We start from the raw sequence: 17,359 nt of genomic DNA, 5'->3' as shown, positions 1-17,359 counted from the left end.
TACAGGAGGAATGAACATATGACAGCAAATACATATAAGCCCGGACAGATAACAGCATTATACGCCCGTCTTTCGCAGGAAGATACGTTAGAGGGTGACAGCAACAGCATTGTGAACCAGAAAGCAGTCCTCTCCAAATATGCGGCGGACAACGGCTTTTCCAATCCCGTTTTCTTCATTGACGACGGTGTATCGGGTGTGACGTTCGATAGACCAAATTTTAACCGCATGATTGCAGAGATTGAAGCCGGAAACGTGGCAACGGTCATTGTCAAGGATATGTCAAGGTTGGGGCGCGATTATCTGAAAGTCGGCTACTATACGGAAATCTTTTTCGTAGAGCGCGACGTTAGATATATCGCAATCAATGACGGTGTAGACAGCGCAAAGGGGGATAACGATTTTACCCCGTTCCGCAACCTGTTTAATGATTTTTACGCCAAAGATACAAGTAAAAAAGTACGGGCAATCAAACGGGCGCAAGGACAGGCGGGGGAACATCTGACAAAGCCGCCTTACGGCTACATGGTAAGCCCTGCGGACAAAAAGCTATGGATTGTGGACGAGGAAGCCGCCGCTGTGGTGAAACGCATTTTTGATTTATGTATCGGTGGGAAAGGTCCTATGCAGATAGCAAAAATCCTCAAGGAAGATAAAGTACCGACTGCCAAAGCCTACTATGCCGAGAAAAAGGGGAAAGCACTTCCCGAAAATCCGTACAACTGGAAAGACAGCACGATTGTCGGCATTTTGGAACGTATGGACTATTGCGGACATACCGTAAATTTCAAAAGCTATTCCAAATCCCACAAATTAAAGAAGCGGATTCCAACCACAAAAGAACAGCAGGCAATTTTCTATAATACCCATGAAGCGATTGTAGAGGACGCTGTTTTTGAACGGATACAGGAACTAAGAGCGAACAAACGCCGCCCCACAAAAGGGGACAGACAGGGATTGTTTTCCGGCTTGGTATATTGTGCGGACTGTGGGAGTAAGCTACATTTCGCTACTTGTAAAAGTTTTAACGGTTCACAAGACCATTACCGCTGTGCAAAGTACAAGAGCAATACGGGAAGCTGTACGGCTCACTTTATCCGCGAGGAAGTGTTGAAGCAAATCGTATGGAGCAGGATATTTGACGTGACCGCTCTTTTCTTTGATGACATCATGGCTTTCCATGAAATGATGTATCAGCAACGCTCCGCTGAAACAGAAAAGGAAATGAAGCGCAGAAAACGGGAAGTCGGACAGGCAAAAAAACGGATTGTAGAACTTGACCGTATCTTCAAGCGGATTTATGAGGACGATATAAGCGGCGCAATCAGCCACAATAGGTTTTTGAAGCTGTCCGCAGAGTATGAAGCGGAACAGCGGGAACTGGAAGAAAAGGTCAAGGCAGACCAGCAGGAAGTCGATACCTACGAACAGAACAAGAGCGATTTTGACAGCTTCGCCGCGATTATCCGCAAGTATGTGGGGATAAAGGAACTCACCCCCACAATCGTAAATGAATTTATCAAGAAAATCATAGTCCATGCGCCGGAAAAGGTGAACGGGAAACGGGTACAGAAAGTAGATATTGTATTCAACTTTGTAGGTGAACTCAATTTTCTTTCTGTCACGCAACCGAAACGGCAAGGCGCATAAAGAATATGCGCTCGTTGAGCGCAAGAAAAGACGGTACAGCCCTTGTAATCGGGGCTATACCGCCTAATCAAAATTACTTCCTTGTCACCGCAAACCTTGATGTTTACGGGCTTTTCCAAACTCCCCGAGTTGGGCTCGAACCAACAACCCCACGGTTAACAGCCGCGTGCTCTACCATTGATACGGTTACATACCGTAAAATCTCTTTGGCAACTAACTATAAACAAAATTGGATTTCTCATTCCATATTTGCTTTCCACCATATTTCGTTTTTTAGATAACGTTCTATGATATCAAATCGTCTAAATGCTGCCGCCATCGTTCGTCCATCTATCTCCGACAGATTTTCATTGTTAAAGTAGTCTTTTAGGATATCCACCATTGCCTGTTCTGCCCTACTGTACATCAATTCCTTGTTTTGATCAAAATAATTCTTTATTTCATAAAAATTAATATGGGTGATTTTTTGTAATGTAATACCCGACCCTTTTAAAATTTGCTTACCTATCATATATGCCATAAAATATTGACTATACAATCGATGCTCCTTAATTCCGTCCAGTTCGCTCTCTTTCTTTCTATTGTTATCACAATAACGAAATATAAGTACCGCAATCACCATCTGAGCAGCATTCAAGTTATCAAAAATCAATGAGTAGTATTTATCAAAAAATTCATTACGTCTATATTTTGCCAAATGCGGACATTCCCGCCATACCGCGAAAACAGCCTCAGCCGCGACTGTCGATGGTATAACATTTATATTTAAGGTATTATCCCTCTTTCGTTTATAGACATATCCCAAATCATGTGCGCCGATTTCCAAAATCCGTTGACATTTATCATTTGATTTTAAATCTCTAAAGTCCACCGGATTCTGGCTATTTGTCGCATAAATAATATCCTGAATGATACCCGGATTTTCAGTGTCTTCAACTTCATAAAGACGTACTAACAAATATGTCTGTGAAAAATCCAGATTGGGATTTTCTTTTACAGTCTGATGTATCGTTTTACATGTTTGTCCACCGTTAATGATTTGTAAGTCATCCGTTTTAACCATCCAGTTCTGTTCCTGCAACGCATTAAAACTAAACTTTTTACAAATCATTGTTGCTCCGTTATTGAAAAAGAAAAAATTCTGACGTTTATCTGTATCCAATAGAGTTTCTGTGATTCCATCATTAACTACATTTTTTCCTAAATAGCGACGGATATTTTTTTCCAACAGACTATCCCCAAATTCTTCCATCAATTTGTATACTTCCATTACAGAAACACGTCCAAGGAGCACTCTTTTATAATTAAAATTTTCCTGAATAGCCTTTCCACTCAAAGAGATTTGTGTATTAATTACTTGTTCCCTATTAATATACCGGATAATATCAATATGGGAAAAATGCTCAAATCGAACTTGACACTGACCTGCAAAAGCATTATTAATATGGTTCTGACCTTCTTGATTCCAGACCAGTCCATTATTAAGCATCACAAATGTCACATATGGAATTGCACCATCTAATATAAAAGAGCGAATCTCTTCTACTTTTTTTCTACTCTGTACATTTAATTCAATATGCGTAGAAGGATCAAACACACATTTTATGGTATTCACAGCTTTTTCAACTGCATTAGCCGGAAAATTACTGTCTTTATCCAGTTTTCTCGAATACTTTGATTGGAATAATACTACATTTAATTGTGAATCCTGTGCCTCCACAATATATGCTGCGTCAAATCCCCCATCGTTTCCCCCATCAGTCAAATACTGTACTGCCTCCGTCAAATCAATGTCTAAATATGCAGCAACTCCTAACACCAAAAATGCTTTAGAACGATTTCTCTCATTATCGTTAGCAGTAAAAATTTCCTGATTATCCTCCAATATCTTATTTATTCTTTGATCAATGATTTGTTTTGCTATATCCATAATACACACCTACCTTTAAGATTCATTACATGATCAATCATTTAATTATATAATACACCTTGCTGATATATTTTTAGGCAAAATACTAACTCTCACTTATTAAAGTATAACATATAACCCAAAATCCGTAAATCAATTTCCCTTAGGCTTTCAAATTGACTTACAATTCCCTTTCATCAGACACAAATCATTGTCAGACAGTTACATCAGGAATAGGAATTGCAACGCGCTCCCGTTTCATTTATCAGTTACTATCAATTATTTAAAATACAAAATAAGTCTGCCAATTTTTATTTCCGGCATCATCCAGCACTAAGACTGGTATGTAATCACTACGGTTGCGTTAACCTTTTCCGTATATTTCGTGCCCGTTTTTTCAGAAGAGAAATGAAATACGTAAAAACCTGTAAACATCACGTCTACAGGTCTTGTATCAAGTTATTCACTTTAGCTCCCCGAGTTGGGCTCGAACCAACAACCCCGCGGTTAACAGCCGCGTGCTCTACCATTGAGCTATCGAGGATTACTTCTTCTTTTTCTCTTCAGATATATTCTATGCTTTCCTTCGCTTTCATATACCTTCAAAACTATATACTGATTTATCTCACATCTTGGTTTTCTTTGTTCTTCCTTTCCTATGACGCTCTGGTCAAGCCCTCGACCGATTAGTAGCAGTCAGCTCCATGCATTGCTGCACTTCCACCTCTGCCCTATCTACCTTATCGTCTTTAAGGGGTCTTACTGCTTTCGCATGGGATATCTCATCTTGAGGGGGGCTTCACGCTTAGATGCCTTCAGCGTTTATCCCGTCCCGGCTTGGCTACTCTGCCATGGCCTTGGTAAGCCAGCAGATGCACCAGCGGCCGGTCCATCCCGGTCCTCTCGTACTAAGGACAGCTCCTCTCAAATATCCTGCGCCCACGCCGGATAGGGACCGAACTGTCTCACGACGTTCTGAACCCAGCTCGCGTACCGCTTTAATGGGCGAACAGCCCAACCCTTGGGACCTGCTGCAGCCCCAGGATGCGATGAGCCGACATCGAGGTGCCAAACCACTCCGTCGATGTGAACTCTTGGGAGTGATAAGCCTGTTATCCCCAGGGTAGCTTTTATCCGTTGAGCGATGGCATTCCCACTTAATACCACCGGATCACTAAGTCCTACTTTCGTACCTGCTCCACCCGTCGGTGTCACAGTCAAGCTCCCTTCTGCCTTTGCACTCTTCGAATGGTTTCCAATCATTCTGAGGGAACCTTTGAGCGCCTCCGATACCCTTTCGGAGGCGACCGCCCCAGTCAAACTCCCCGCCTGACATTGTCCCACCGCCGGTTCACGGCGGCTGGTTAGAAACCCAATACTGCAAGGGTGGTATCCCAACAGCGGCTCCGGGACAACTGGCGTCATCCCTTCTCTGCCTCCCACCTATCCTGTACATGCAGTACCGAATCCCAGTATCAAGCTGGAGTAAAGCTCCATGGGGTCTTTCCGTCCTGGCGCGGGTAGCCAGCATCTTCACTGGCACTTCAATTTCACCGGATGCATTGTTGAGACAGCGCTCAAATCATTACGCCTTTCGTGCGGGTCGGAACTTACCCGACAAGGAATTTCGCTACCTTAGGACCGTTATAGTTACGGCCGCCGTTTACTGGGGCTTAAGTTCAAAGCTTCGCGTTTCCGCTAACCTCTCCCCTTAACCTTCCAGCACCGGGCAGGCGTCAGCCCATATACCTCACCTTTCGGTTTCGCATAGACCTGTGTTTTTGCTAAACAGTTGCTTGAGCCTATTCTCTGCGGCCGGTTCGCACCGGCACCCCTTCTCCCGAAGTTACGGGGTCATTTTGCCGAGTTCCTTAACAATGCTTCTTCCGTCGGCCTTAGGATTCTCTCCTCATCTACCTGTGTCGGTTTACGGTACGGGTACCATATAAACAATAGCGGCTTTTCTTGACGCATGGCTCACGGACTTCCCTACTCTAATTCGGTACGCATCACGCCTTTGGATTGCAAGGGGGATTTGCCTCCCCTGCTCCTGCTTCGCTTGCACCGGCTTTTCCATTTCCGGCTCCCGCTCTCCACACGTGTCCCCACAGTTCTGTTATACGGCAGTACAGGAATCTCAACCTGTTGTCCATCGGCTACGCCTCTCGGCCTCGCCTTAGGTCCCGACTTACCCAGGGCAGATCAGCTTTACCCTGGAAACCTTAGATATTCGGCCGGAAGGATTCCCACCTTCCTCTCGCTACTCATTCCGGCATTCTCTCTTCTTAACAATCCACAGCTCCTTACGGTACTGCTTCGTCTCGTTAACAATGCTCCTCTACCAATTGACATTCATCAATTCCTGAGCTTCGGCGGCGTGTTTTAGCCCCGGACATTTTCGGCGCAGGACCTCTCGACCAGTGAGCTATTACGCACTCTTTTAATGTATGGCTGCTTCTGAGCCAACATCCTGGTTGTCTTTGAAATCCCACATCCTTTTCCACTTAACACGCACTTTGGGACCTTAGCTGCAGGTCTGGGCTCTTTCCCTTTTGACTGCCCAACTTATCTCGTGCAGTCTGACTCCCGGTCATCATCTCCATGGCATTCGGAGTTTGATATTCTTCGGTAAGCTTTGACGCCCCCTAGGAAATTCAGTGCTCTACCTCCATGAGACTAAACCGAGGCTAGCCCTAAAGCTATTTCGAGGAGAACCAGCTATCTCCGGGTTCGATTGGAATTTCTCCCCTACCCACACCTCATCGCCACCCTTTTCAACGGATGTGCGTTCGGCCCTCCATCGCCTTTTACGGCGGCTTCAGCCTGGACATGGGTAGATCACCCGGTTTCGGGTCTGCCTGGTCTGACTTAATGCCCTGTTAAGACTTGGTTTCCCTTCGGCTCCGGACGTATGCGTCCTTAACCTCGCCAGACCCGGCAACTCGCCGGACCGTTCTACAAAAAGTACGCGGTTGACCTCTTAAGGGTCTTCCACAGCTTGTAAACACAGGGTTTCAGGTTCTCTTTCACTCCCCTCCCGGGGTCCTTTTCACCTTTCCTTCACAGTACTATGCGCTATCGGTCACTAAGGAGTATTTAGGCTTACGGGGTGGTCCCCGCTCGTTCCCACAAGGTTCCACGTGTCTCGTGGTACTCTGGATACCGCCTTGTCAGCTCATCTTTCATGTACGGGGCTTTCACCCTCTCTGGCCGGCTTTCCCAAAACCGTTCCATTAAACCTGCTGAATCAATTATGCGGTCCGAACCCCAGGATGCACGCATCCTGGTTTGGCCTCTTTCCATTTCGCTCGCCGCTACTTTGGAAATCGATGTTTCTTTCTTTTCCTCCGGGTACTTAGATGTTTCAGTTCCCCGGGTTCCCCTCCATACGTTATGGATTGGCGTATGGATACCTGAGGTTTGCTCAGGTGGGTTTCCCCATTCAGATATCTCCGGCTCATAGGATATTTGCTCCTCCCCGAAGCTTTTCGCAGCTTATCACGTCTTTCATCGGCTCTTAGTGCCAAGGCATCCACCCTGCGCTCTTTATGCTTGACCATTCAGACAGCGGCAGTATGGCAGGAAGATTCTTGATTCTTCCCATTCTCTTTCCGCTCTCTGCCCGTGCATAGCGTTGCACGTTTGGCCATAGGGTTATTTTTTTAAGAAGTTTTCTTCTTCTAATGACTATTCTCTTGATATCTCTATCTTAAGGATAATCACCTCGGATGTCTTGTCCAGATTCTCTCTTTCGATTGAATCTGACTTAGATATTTTCAGTATATAGTTTTCAAGGTACATGGCTACACGATAGTCCGAAGTGCCGCCCGAGTCCGCCCTGCGGCCTCTCGCTCACGGGCTTCGCCCTATAAAATTTGAAAACCCTGTCTGCTTACGTGCGGGCACGACGCAGCCATGCTTTCCAAATTTTGCACTTCTCATTGCCTTCGTGTAAATGGAGATGGAGAGATTCGAACTCTTGACCCCCTGCTTGCAAGGCAGGTGCTCTCCCAACTGAGCTACACCCCCACGAAAGGAACTCTATTCGTTTCTTTCCGACTGGTGCGGGTCTTTCCTTCCAGTCATTGGATTTGACAATCTTCTTTTTAATTCTCAAATCCTATGGGCTTAAGTGGACTCGAACCACCGACCTCACGCTTATCAGGCGTGCGCTCTAACCGGCTGAGCTATAAGCCCTCTTGCTTTCTATCAAACACTCTCTCGAGCTGTTCTCTTTTGATAATCTGGCAGCCACCTGCTCTCCCATATCGTCTCCAATATAGTACCATCGGCCGCTTAAGGCTTAACCAGCGTGTTCGGGATGGGTACGGGTGTGCCCCCTAAACGTATCGCCACCAGATATCTTCTTTGATTCAATTGTTTCTCAGTTCCGCTGCTTCTTCTCTTTGCAGCTCTCCTGTCTTCAACCGAACCCTCATAACTAAACAGTGCTTATCACATTCCTGCGTTTCCCTCTACTCGTTCTCCCTAGAAAGGAGGTGATCCAGCCGCACCTTCCGATACGGCTACCTTGTTACGACTTCACCCCAGTTATCGGTCCCACCTTCGACAGCTCCCTCCTCTAAAGGTTGGGTCACTGGCTTCGGGCGTTACCAACTCCCATGGTGTGACGGGCGGTGTGTACAAGACCCGGGAACGTATTCACCGCGACATGCTGATTCGCGATTACTAGCGATTCCAGCTTCATGTAGTCGAGTTGCAGACTACAATCCGAACTGAGACGTTATTTTTGAGATTTGCTTACATTCACACGCTCGCTTCCCTTTGTTTACGCCATTGTAGCACGTGTGTAGCCCAAATCATAAGGGGCATGATGATTTGACGTCATCCCCACCTTCCTCCAGGTTATCCCTGGCAGTCTCTCTAGAGTGCCCGGCTTCTTCCGCTGGCTACTAAAGATAAGGGTTGCGCTCGTTGCGGGACTTAACCCAACATCTCACGACACGAGCTGACGACAACCATGCACCACCTGTCTCGGATGCCCCGAAGGGAAGGAACGGTTAAGTTCCGGTCATCCGGATGTCAAGACTTGGTAAGGTTCTTCGCGTTGCTTCGAATTAAACCACATGCTCCACCGCTTGTGCGGGTCCCCGTCAATTCCTTTGAGTTTCATTCTTGCGAACGTACTCCCCAGGTGGAATACTTACTGCGTTTGCTGCGGCACCAAAGAGCCTTGCTCCCTGACACCTAGTATTCATCGTTTACGGCGTGGACTACCAGGGTATCTAATCCTGTTTGCTCCCCACGCTTTCGAGCCTCAGCGTCATTTACAGTCCAGTAAGCCGCCTTCGCCACTGGTGTTCCTCCTAATATCTACGCATTTCACCGCTACACTAGGAATTCCACTTACCTCTCCTGCAATCTAGCAACACAGTTTCAAAAGCAGTCCCGGAGTTGAGCCCCGGGCTTTCACTTCTGACTTGCATCGCCGCCTACGCTCCCTTTACACCCAGTAAATCCGGATAACGCTTGCCCCCTACGTATTACCGCGGCTGCTGGCACGTAGTTAGCCGGGGCTTCTTAGTCAGGTACCGTCATTTTCTTCCCTGCTGATAGAAGTTTACATACCGAAATACTTCTTCCTTCACGCGGCGTCGCTGCATCAGGGTTTCCCCCATTGTGCAATATTCCCCACTGCTGCCTCCCGTAGGAGTTTGGGCCGTGTCTCAGTCCCAATGTGGCCGTTCACCCTCTCAGGCCGGCTACTGATCGTCGCCTTGGTGGGCCGTTACCCCGCCAACCAGCTAATCAGACGCGGGTCCATCCCATACCACCGGAGTTTTTCACACTGTTCCATGCGAAACCGTGCGCTTATGCGGTATTAGCAGTCATTTCTAACTGTTATCCCCCTGTATGAGGCAGGTTACCCACGCGTTACTCACCCGTCCGCCACTCAGTCAAAGAAAGCTTCAAACCGAAGTAATCTGCTTTCAGTGCTTCGTTCGACTTGCATGTGTTAAGCACGCCGCCAGCGTTCATCCTGAGCCAGGATCAAACTCTCATGTTTAAGTGTTTGTCTGGTCAGAAATCGCTGCTAGCAATTTCTTTCCCGTTCTTACTGTTTTTAGGTCGCTTATCTCTAAGCTGTTCTTGAATGATAACCGTCCGGCTCTTTACAGAACACGAACCATTATCCATGATTCTCTTTCAGAATTTTCAAGGTTTTACACTGTTTAGTTATCAAGGTTCGCTTGCTCCTGTTTGTCCAACAGGTCAGCTTAAACATATTATCACATTTGCCGAAGCTTGTCAACAATAAATTTTAAGCTTAACGGAGAAGGAGGGATTTGAACCCTCGCGCCGCTATTAACGACCTACTCCCTTTCCAGGGGAGCCCCTTCGGCCAGCTTGGGTACTTCTCCAAGATGCTCGATTTCTAAAATCGAATGATACCTTTTGTGGTAATAAACGGAGAGGATGGGATTCGAACCCATGCGCCCTTTCGGACAAACGGTTTTCAAGACCGCCTCGTTATGACCACTTCGATACCTCTCCACACTCTGACTTTTATACCGCCTTTGCGTGGCGACGATTAGTATTGTAACACCTTTATTTTTCCATGTCAACAGCTTTTTTAAGATTTTTTTGCTTTTCTAAAAATGCCTCCGCAATCCCCAAATCCCCGGGTGTTGTAATCTTAATATTCTCGTAGGAGCCCTCCACCAGCTTCACCTTTACATCCGTAAAATTCTCCACGATCATAGCATCATCCGTCATGTCTGTGCGGCCGCTCTCTATGGCTGCCCGGTAAGCCCCAAAGACCAGCGGAAAATCAAATACCTGGGGCGTCTGAATTCCCCAGAGCCGGTTCCGGGCCGGGGTGCTTTCAACAAAATCATTTTCATCCGCCAGCTTGATGGTTTCCTTTACAGGCATAGCCGCAACACAGGCTTTGTACTCGGAAGCCGCCTCCAGGGTTCTCGCTAAGATCCCCTCATCTATAAAAGGACGCACCCCGTCGTGGATAAATACGATCCCCTCCCGGTCTGCCTGGGTCATATCCTCCTCAATCACCTGCAGCCCGTTCCACACAGAGGTATAACGCTCCGCTCCGCCAGTGGTGATGGTGTCCGCCTTGGTCAGATTGTATTTATGTACCAGCTCCTCCTTGCACCAGGCCATCTGCTCCGGGCCTGTTACCAGAATGATACTGTCAATCAGAGGAGAATTTTGAAAAGCCGCCAGAGAATAATATAGAATCGGCTTTCCATGAAGCTCCAGATACTGCTTCTGCACCTTCCCTCCCATGCGCTTTCCCTGTCCCGCCGCCAAAACAACAGCCGTGCAGCGCCTTCTTAGCTTATCCTTATTTTCCTCTTCCCTCATTGCCGTTCCCCCAATTTCAGATTCGGCACCGCATTGAGATCCAGCCCGTGCCGCACACCTTTCTGATATTCATAGTAGGCCGCCGCCCCGATCATAGCCGCGTTATCCGTACAGAGAATCGGCGAAGGGTGGTAAAAGCGAATCCCTTCCTTCCCGCAGGCCGCTGCAAAGGCGGCGCGCAGCGTAGAATTAGAAGCCACTCCGCCGGCAATGGCCAGTTTATCTCCTCCAAGCTCTTTCATAGCTCCCATGGCATGCTCCACCAGAACATCACAGACCGCTTTTTGAAAGGAAGCCGCCACATCCGCCCGGTTCACCGCCTCCCCCTTCATCTGGCAGCTGTTCAGATAATTGAGAACCGCCGATTTCACGCCGCTGAAGCTGAAATCATAGGGGGAATCCGCAATTTTAGCCCTGGGAAATGCAATGGCCTCGGGATTTCCCTCTTTGGAGAGCTTGTCAATCTTCGGGCCGCCGGGATAACCAAGGCCGATCGCCCTGGCCACCTTGTCAAAGGCCTCCCCGGCCGCGTCATCCCTGGTGCGTCCCAGAATCTCGTAGACACCGTAATCCTTCACCCTTACCAGATGGGTGTGCCCCCCGGATACCACCAGACAGATAAAGGGCGGCTCCAGATCGAGATTTTCAATATAGTTAGCAGAAATATGGCCTTCAATATGATGGACGCCCACCAGGGGCAGCTTTTTGGCATAGCTGATGGCCTTAGCCTCCGCCACGCCCACAAGAAGGGCTCCCACCAGTCCCGGGCCGTAGGTCACGCCAATGGCATCCAGATCATCCAAAGTAACCTGCGCCTGGGCAAGGGCCTCCTCAATCACCTGGTTAATTTTCTCAATGTGCTTTCTGGAAGCAATCTCCGGCACCACTCCTCCATAAAGCTTATGAAGCTCAATCTGGGAGGAAATCACATTGGACAGCACACAGCGGCCGTTCTTCACCACGGAAGCGGCCGTCTCGTCGCAGGAGCTTTCAATTGCCAGAATATAAATATCTTTTTGTTCGCTCATATCAGTCTCCATTCCACCCTCTGAAAGCCTCCGTTTTCCGGATCCCGGATGCTTGTGCAAAAGGGATATGAATCATCGCCGTTTTTTACGCTTCCTCAAAGTCCAATTCTATGGACTTCCGATCCTTCCCTGCCTCGGCCCTGGGAAAGATCCGGCGCACCTCGTCCATGTACTCCTCCGGCCGGTTGAGGGAGGGGCTGTAATGGGTCAGCCAGAGGGCCTTTACATCCGCATCCTTTGCCAGCTTCGCCGCCTCATAAAAGGTCATATGCTTATAGGACGCCGCCTTCGCTTCCTTTCCCTTCTCTCCGTACATGCCCTCGCAGATAAAAAGATCCGCATTCTTTGCATTTTCTCCAATGGAGGCTGTGGGCCGTGTGTCGGTACAGTATACGACCTTGATTCCTTTTCTCGGAGCACCCATAACCATGTCCGGCGTGTAGGTAATTCCCTCCTCTGTGGCAATGGTCTCGCCCTTTTGAAGCCTACTCCAGTAATGCTTGGGAATCTGACGCTTTACGGCCTCCTCCACCTGGAACTTTCCGGCCCGGTCGATCTCCAGGGAATAGCCGTAGCAGGTGATATTGTGGTTCACCCGAAAGGCCTTGATTCGATAGCCCCCCAGGCACAGCTCTTCCTCCGCCTGGGTCAGTTCTATAAACACTATGGGAAACGGCAGCTCCGGCGCAATCACACGCAGGGCATTTACTACACGCTCCAGGCCCTTGGGACCAATCAAGGTCAAGGGTTCTGTGCGCTCTGCATTTCCCATGGTCAAAAGAAGGCCCGGAAGGCCGCTGATATGATCCCCGTGAAAATGGGTAAAGCAGATGATATCAATGGGCTTAAAGCTCCATCCCTTTTCTTTAATCGCAATCTGTGTTCCTTCGCCGCAGTCAATGAGCAGGCTGCTTCCATTGTATCTGGTCATCAGCGCTGTGAGCCAGCGATACGGAAGAGGCATCATTCCGCCGCTTCCCAGCAAACATACATCTAACATTTCCAACTCTCCATACTTTCCTTATTGTAAACACTTGAATTCCTTCGTCTCTCTGGGCGTAATCGACAGGGTATTCTCTATGTACAGGGCCGCTTTTGACAGCCCTCTCTGCTTATATCAGTTCCACCACTTCCGTTGTGGCGGGCGGAATCTGAAACTGCTCTGTCATCCGGTCGTAGCACTCCTCGCACAGATCAAAGCTGTCCATGCGGCCGTCCTTGCCGGACATATATTCCCATACCTGGCGCACCTCCAGTACCCCTTCCATGGGCATTCCGTGCTTTACGGCAATGACCTTGCCGCATCCGTTGCAAACGATCCGCTCCAAAACCTTTGTTTCTTCCTTTTTGTACTCACGCATACTGCCTGTCCTCCCTATCTGCTCTGCATACTGCCCAAAACACTCTGTACCCGGCCCTATCCTGCGGCTTCCATGCCGGATACATATGTGGTTTCAAGTGTAGATTCTGTCTGCTGCAGTTCTATTTTACATAAGAATTTCATGTACAGATAGTGGGAATTGCTTACAACCACGAATTTCCGTTACTGTTCACTCCGCCCAGTAACGAATTTCCTTCACGTATCCTATACTTCCCAATGCCGCCACATAATCATGGCATCTTCTTTTGGCTTTTCGTAAAAATTTTTGCGGATGCCAAAGGACACAAAGCCAAGGCTTTCGTACAAATGAATGGCCGCCTGGTTGCTTACCCGTACCTCCAGGGTGTAGGCGAAAGCCCCCTGCTCTTTCCCAATGCGCATCAGCTCCTCCAGAAGCCTCCGGCCGATTCCATGGCCCCGAAGCTGGCGCTTTACTGCAATATTGGTGATCTCCGCTTCCTCCAGGCTTTGATAGCAGCCGCAGTAGCCTGCAATCTCCCCGTCAAGCTCCGCTGTCAGAAACAGGGTATGGTAATAGGAAAGGGTTTCCTGGAAGGAGCTCCTGGACCAGGGCATAGAAAAGGTTTCTTCCTCTATGGCGCATACCTGGGCAAGATCCTCTTCCTTCATCCGCCTTATTATCAGCTCACTCATGGTTCTTTGCTTCCTTTTCCGCCCGTTCCCGTTCCGCCTGGGGCAGACGCAGGTAGTCGGGCCTGTGCTCCATAGCCGTCTCGATCCTTCCTTCCCGGATATACTGCAGGGCCAGCATTCCTACGGCTCCCGCACGCTGGCGGCTTATGTGAGCCGGCGCAAAGGAGAACTGCTGCCCCGCCATCAGGACTTCTGTCAGAGGGCTTCGGTATACGGGCACCCCGTCTCCCAGAAAAATAACCTCCCGGCCCAGCGCACAGAGTTTTTCCGCTATCTCCTGGATACTGACTGCCATCTGAGGCTCCAGCACATGAAGGCAGTTATTTTGAAATTCATAGATTCCCGTATACACCTGGTTTCTTCTGGCATCCATCAGAGGGCAGATGAGCCGGTCTGTTCCATAGAGATTGTAAGCCAGGGCATCTACGGTAGGAATGTGCACCAGGGGCTTGTCAAGGGCAAGTCCCAGGCCCTTTGCCGTGGCCGATCCGATCCGCAGGCCTGTGAAGGAACCAGGACCGGCTGCCGCCGCAATGGCGTCCAGGGTGTTTAGATCCAACTCTATCATGGACGCTATTTCATCCAGCATGGGGAGCAGGGTCTGGGAATGCGTCTTTTTGTAATTGACTGTGTATTCTGCCAGCAGATTGCTGTTTACTCCGTCATCTTCCACGACAGCCACAGAGGCCGCGAGCCCGGAGCTGTCCAATGCTAAAACCTTCATATCATACCTCTATTCCAATACCTCAATATTTTATCCGGACCTCTTGCCCTGTCTGCTCCCAGCCGCCTTCGACAGTGATTTTCCGGTAGTCAAAGCCTTTGTTTAAGTCTTTCTCTATGGTTATGGCAATTCGTTCCTTTGGCAGAATCTCTTCTATAAGATTCGCCCACTCAATCAGGCAGACGCCTCCGCCGTAAAAATAATCTTCGCAGCCTATCTCATCCATCTCGTCCACATTTCCAATGCGGTATACATCGAAATGATAGAAAGGAAGGCGGCCTTCCCCGTACTCCTGGACAATGGTGAAGGTCGGGCTGTTCACAGGCTCTTCCACTCCCAGCCCTCTGGCAAAGCCCTGGGTGAATACGGTTTTTCCCACACCGAGATCACCGGTCAGCGTATAGATGCTTCCCGGCTCTGCCCGGACGCCTAAGCGCTCTCCGAAGGCTCTTGTTTCCTGTTCTGAAAATGTCTCTATGATCATAGGGTATCTTCCTTATCCTTTTATGCCAGGCGCCGCCCGGGCCCTGTATCCTTGCATGTTTCAAATGTAGTAGTCTGTAAAAGTTATAACATAATCATACCTGTTTTGCAATACGCCATGGGAACACGATTTTGCATTTGTCTTATATGGGAAAATGTGTTAATATCTACGAGAAAGGAGACAGCTATGACGAACGGTAACAAACGAAGCGCATCCAAAAAGCAGACTCTGGAGAATTATCTGATTTCCGAAATCAGCAAAGGCAATTTGAAAGTAGGCGATAAAATTCCTTCGGAAGCCGAATTGGTAGACATGTTTCATTTTGGACGGCAGACGGTTCACAACACATTGGCCGAGCTGGCTGTCCGTGGTATTATAGAGCGCATTCCCGGCAAAGGTTCTTTTGTTTCCTCCAGGCCGGTAAACAGAAATATACAAAAGAAAATGAGCTTCACGGAAGATATGCAGAATATCGGAATGACTGCCGCAAGCCAGCTTCTGGAATTCAGGGTTGTCACGGGGGAGGAATTTCCCAACGTGGCGGAGGAATTGAAGATTTCCCCAAAAGAGACCCTTTATCTCATTTCCCGGCTGCGCACGGGGAACGGAACTCCCATTGCCCTCCAGTACACATATATTCCTACCCACTACCTTCCAAACCCTGATCTGAATTCCATGGTTTCTTCCATCGACGCCTATACAAAGGAATGCGGCATCGAGGTAAATGGTTTTGTAACAAGACTGCGCGCTATTGAGGGGAGCGACGAACAGATCCGGATTCTCCAGTCCACAAGCCGCGCTCTCTTAAACAGTGTTTCCATCCGCTATTCGGATAAGAACACTCCGGTTCATTACACTTCATCCTTTTACCGATCCGATCTCTATGAATATACTTTTTCGTCTTTCAGTCAATAAAAAGACAGAGGTCTGTCGGGAAATATGACATCAGAAATGTCTGATGCTGCACTTCCCGACAGACCCTCTTTTTGTTTATTGCTGTAGAATCCTTGACTTTCCCATTTTCTTTGGATAAAAGCCTTCCACGCCCTTTGGGCGCAGGATGCCTCTCTGCCTTAAAAGGAAAATATAATGCCTGCCGCAGCAGCCGCAACAATGATCACGATTGGATGCAGCTTGGAAAACTTCTTTTTCGCAGCGTAAAGCACCGCAAAAAGGCAGATGCATTTCCAGTTAAACAGCTGCCCGATTCCGGCGTCCAGCCCCTTTTCCGCATGCAGCAGGGTAGAGACAAAGAGATTCAGACAGGCAGAGACGATAAAGCCTACGACCGCCGGCTTCAGGCCTGCAAAAATCATCTTCACCAGCTTTGCATTCTTAAATTTTTGGAAATAATTGGCAATAATACAGATTACAATAATGCTGGGGGTAACAATGCTTAAGGTCGCCGCTACGGCTCCTCCGGCTCCCGCCACGGAATATCCCACGTAGGTAGCCATATTAATGCCGATGGGGCCAGGCGTAGACTCGGAAACCGCAATCATCGTTGACAGCGTTTCCATGGTAAACCACCCGTACCGCACTCCCATTTCATTCAAAAAGGGTATGGTCGCAAGGCCTCCTCCCACGGCAAAGAGTCCCGTTTTTAAAAATTCCCAGATCAGCAGTCCCAGATTATTCATGCTTCAACCACCCCGCCTTACTCATTAAGATTCCAAGAGCTCCCGACAGAATCACAAGCCATACGGTAGAAACGCTTGTAAGTGCAGACAGAAGCAGTGCCATGGCAAATACGCAGAAGGCCGCAATATTTTTGATGCTTTTCTTCCACAGATTCGTAATCGCCTCAATCATAAGCACACACACGGCTACATTGATGCCCAGAAGGGCATGCTGCACCACTGCCAGCTCCGCAAAATTGGAAATAAGAGAAGCAATGAGCCCGATGATAATAACGGAAGGGCTCACAACGCCGAGAGTGGCTGCAATTCCGCCCAGCACTCCCTTTTGATAATAGCCTACAAAGGTAGCCGTATTTACTGCGATAATTCCGGGCGTGCATTGTCCGATGGCATAGTAATCCATGATCTCGTCCTCTGTGGCCCAGTGGTATTTCTCAATAACCTCCCTCTGAATCATGGGAAGCATGGCGTAGCCGCCGCCAAAGGTGAAAAGTCCCATTTTAAACCATGCCGTATACAACTGCAACAACACTTTCATTACA

12 protein-coding genes, 5 tRNA genes and 3 rRNA genes are annotated in these 17,359 nt (G+C 48.4%); 2 read left to right on the top strand and 18 right to left on the bottom strand.

Translation table 11 applies throughout. From position 1 onward, the window contains the following. Positions 1-18 precede the first annotated feature (18 nt). Entirely contained in the window at positions 19-1,650 is a 1,632-nt protein-coding gene (locus tag VV089_RS22595) for a recombinase family protein (protein ID WP_334337496.1), read from the top strand. 238 nt (positions 1,651-1,888) lie between these two features. Here the strand turns inward: VV089_RS22595 and VV089_RS22590 are convergent, their stop codons facing one another. The 16 genes from VV089_RS22590 to tsaE all read right to left on the bottom strand — a co-directional run bounded on the left by VV089_RS22590 (position 1,889) and on the right by tsaE (position 15,177). Beyond that, complete coding sequence (locus VV089_RS22590; protein WP_334337495.1) at positions 1,889-3,580, bottom strand: AIPR family protein; 1,692 nt, start codon at positions 3,578-3,580, stop codon at positions 1,889-1,891. 451 nt (positions 3,581-4,031) lie between these two features. Next, positions 4,032-4,103: transfer RNA gene (locus VV089_RS22585), tRNA-Asn, on the bottom strand. Positions 4,104-4,224: 121 nt separating this feature from the next. Further along, positions 4,225-7,118 (bottom strand): 23S ribosomal RNA (locus tag VV089_RS22580). A 397-nt stretch (positions 7,119-7,515) separates the two neighbouring features. After that, a tRNA-Ala gene (locus tag VV089_RS22575) sits at positions 7,516-7,588 on the bottom strand. Between the two features lie 94 nt (positions 7,589-7,682). Continuing rightward, a tRNA-Ile gene (locus tag VV089_RS22570) sits at positions 7,683-7,756 on the bottom strand. A gap of 45 nt (positions 7,757-7,801) precedes the next feature. Beyond that, positions 7,802-7,919: ribosomal RNA gene (gene rrf / locus VV089_RS22565) — 5S ribosomal RNA — on the bottom strand. Positions 7,920-8,051: 132 nt separating this feature from the next. After that, a 16S ribosomal RNA gene (locus VV089_RS22560) occupies positions 8,052-9,587 on the bottom strand. Together the 16S, 23S and 5S rRNA genes with 5 tRNA genes alongside form the textbook arrangement of a ribosomal RNA operon. A gap of 265 nt (positions 9,588-9,852) precedes the next feature. Continuing rightward, positions 9,853-9,942: transfer RNA gene (locus VV089_RS22555), tRNA-Ser, on the bottom strand. Positions 9,943-9,989: 47 nt separating this feature from the next. Further along, positions 9,990-10,075: transfer RNA gene (locus VV089_RS22550), tRNA-Ser, on the bottom strand. 54 nt (positions 10,076-10,129) lie between these two features. Beyond that, complete coding sequence (ispD, locus tag VV089_RS22545) at positions 10,130-10,906, bottom strand: 2-C-methyl-D-erythritol 4-phosphate cytidylyltransferase (protein WP_334337494.1); 777 nt, start codon at positions 10,904-10,906, stop codon at positions 10,130-10,132. Next, positions 10,903-11,934 (bottom strand): tRNA (adenosine(37)-N6)-threonylcarbamoyltransferase complex transferase subunit TsaD, encoded by a 1,032-nt coding sequence (gene tsaD, locus VV089_RS22540; RefSeq protein ID WP_334337493.1) that lies wholly within the window; start codon positions 11,932-11,934, stop codon positions 10,903-10,905. Before tsaD ends, ispD begins: the two co-directional genes overlap by 4 nt. 85 nt (positions 11,935-12,019) lie before the next feature. Beyond that, positions 12,020-12,934, bottom strand: coding sequence for a ribonuclease Z (locus tag VV089_RS22535; RefSeq protein ID WP_334337492.1), 915 nt, complete (start codon positions 12,932-12,934; stop codon positions 12,020-12,022). Between the two features lie 112 nt (positions 12,935-13,046). Then, the gene (locus VV089_RS22530) at positions 13,047-13,295 is read right to left on the bottom strand and encodes a hypothetical protein (protein WP_334337491.1); all 249 of its coding nucleotides are present in this window, start codon (positions 13,293-13,295) and stop codon (positions 13,047-13,049) included. A gap of 224 nt (positions 13,296-13,519) precedes the next feature. Next, positions 13,520-13,969 carry a ribosomal protein S18-alanine N-acetyltransferase gene (rimI, locus tag VV089_RS22525; RefSeq protein ID WP_334337490.1) on the bottom strand — a complete coding sequence of 150 codons (450 nt, stop codon included), beginning with the start codon at positions 13,967-13,969 and terminating at the stop codon, positions 13,520-13,522. Beyond that, positions 13,962-14,693, bottom strand: a complete 732-nt coding sequence (gene tsaB, locus VV089_RS22520) for a tRNA (adenosine(37)-N6)-threonylcarbamoyltransferase complex dimerization subunit type 1 TsaB (protein WP_334337489.1) — start codon at positions 14,691-14,693, stop codon at positions 13,962-13,964. Before tsaB ends, rimI begins: the two co-directional genes overlap by 8 nt. A 22-nt stretch (positions 14,694-14,715) precedes the next feature. Then, the gene (gene tsaE / locus VV089_RS22515; protein WP_334337488.1) at positions 14,716-15,177 is read right to left on the bottom strand and encodes a tRNA (adenosine(37)-N6)-threonylcarbamoyltransferase complex ATPase subunit type 1 TsaE; all 462 of its coding nucleotides are present in this window, start codon (positions 15,175-15,177) and stop codon (positions 14,716-14,718) included. Positions 15,178-15,363: 186 nt separating this feature from the next. On the opposite strand from tsaE, the gene VV089_RS22510 reads away from it, so the two are divergent. After that, positions 15,364-16,092: a GntR family transcriptional regulator gene (locus tag VV089_RS22510; protein WP_172541327.1), complete on the top strand. Its 729-nt coding sequence runs from the start codon at positions 15,364-15,366 to the stop codon at positions 16,090-16,092. 158 nt (positions 16,093-16,250) lie between these two features. Here VV089_RS22510 and VV089_RS22505 read toward each other — a convergent pair whose 3' ends face one another. Next, positions 16,251-16,817 carry a chromate transporter gene (locus VV089_RS22505; RefSeq protein WP_334337487.1) on the bottom strand — a complete coding sequence of 189 codons (567 nt, stop codon included), beginning with the start codon at positions 16,815-16,817 and terminating at the stop codon, positions 16,251-16,253. After that, a complete protein-coding gene (locus tag VV089_RS22500; protein WP_172541329.1) occupies positions 16,810-17,355 on the bottom strand; it encodes a chromate transporter in 546 nt (181 codons plus the stop codon). The genes VV089_RS22505 and VV089_RS22500 overlap by 8 nt, the downstream gene beginning before the upstream one ends. Positions 17,356-17,359 lie beyond the last annotated feature (4 nt).

This window comes from Candidatus Merdisoma sp. JLR.KK011, from assembly GCF_036941125.1.
In the GTDB taxonomy this organism is placed as follows: Bacteria; Bacillota; Clostridia; order Lachnospirales; family Lachnospiraceae; genus Laedolimicola.
This window is presented reverse-complemented; position numbering and strand designations above follow the sequence as displayed.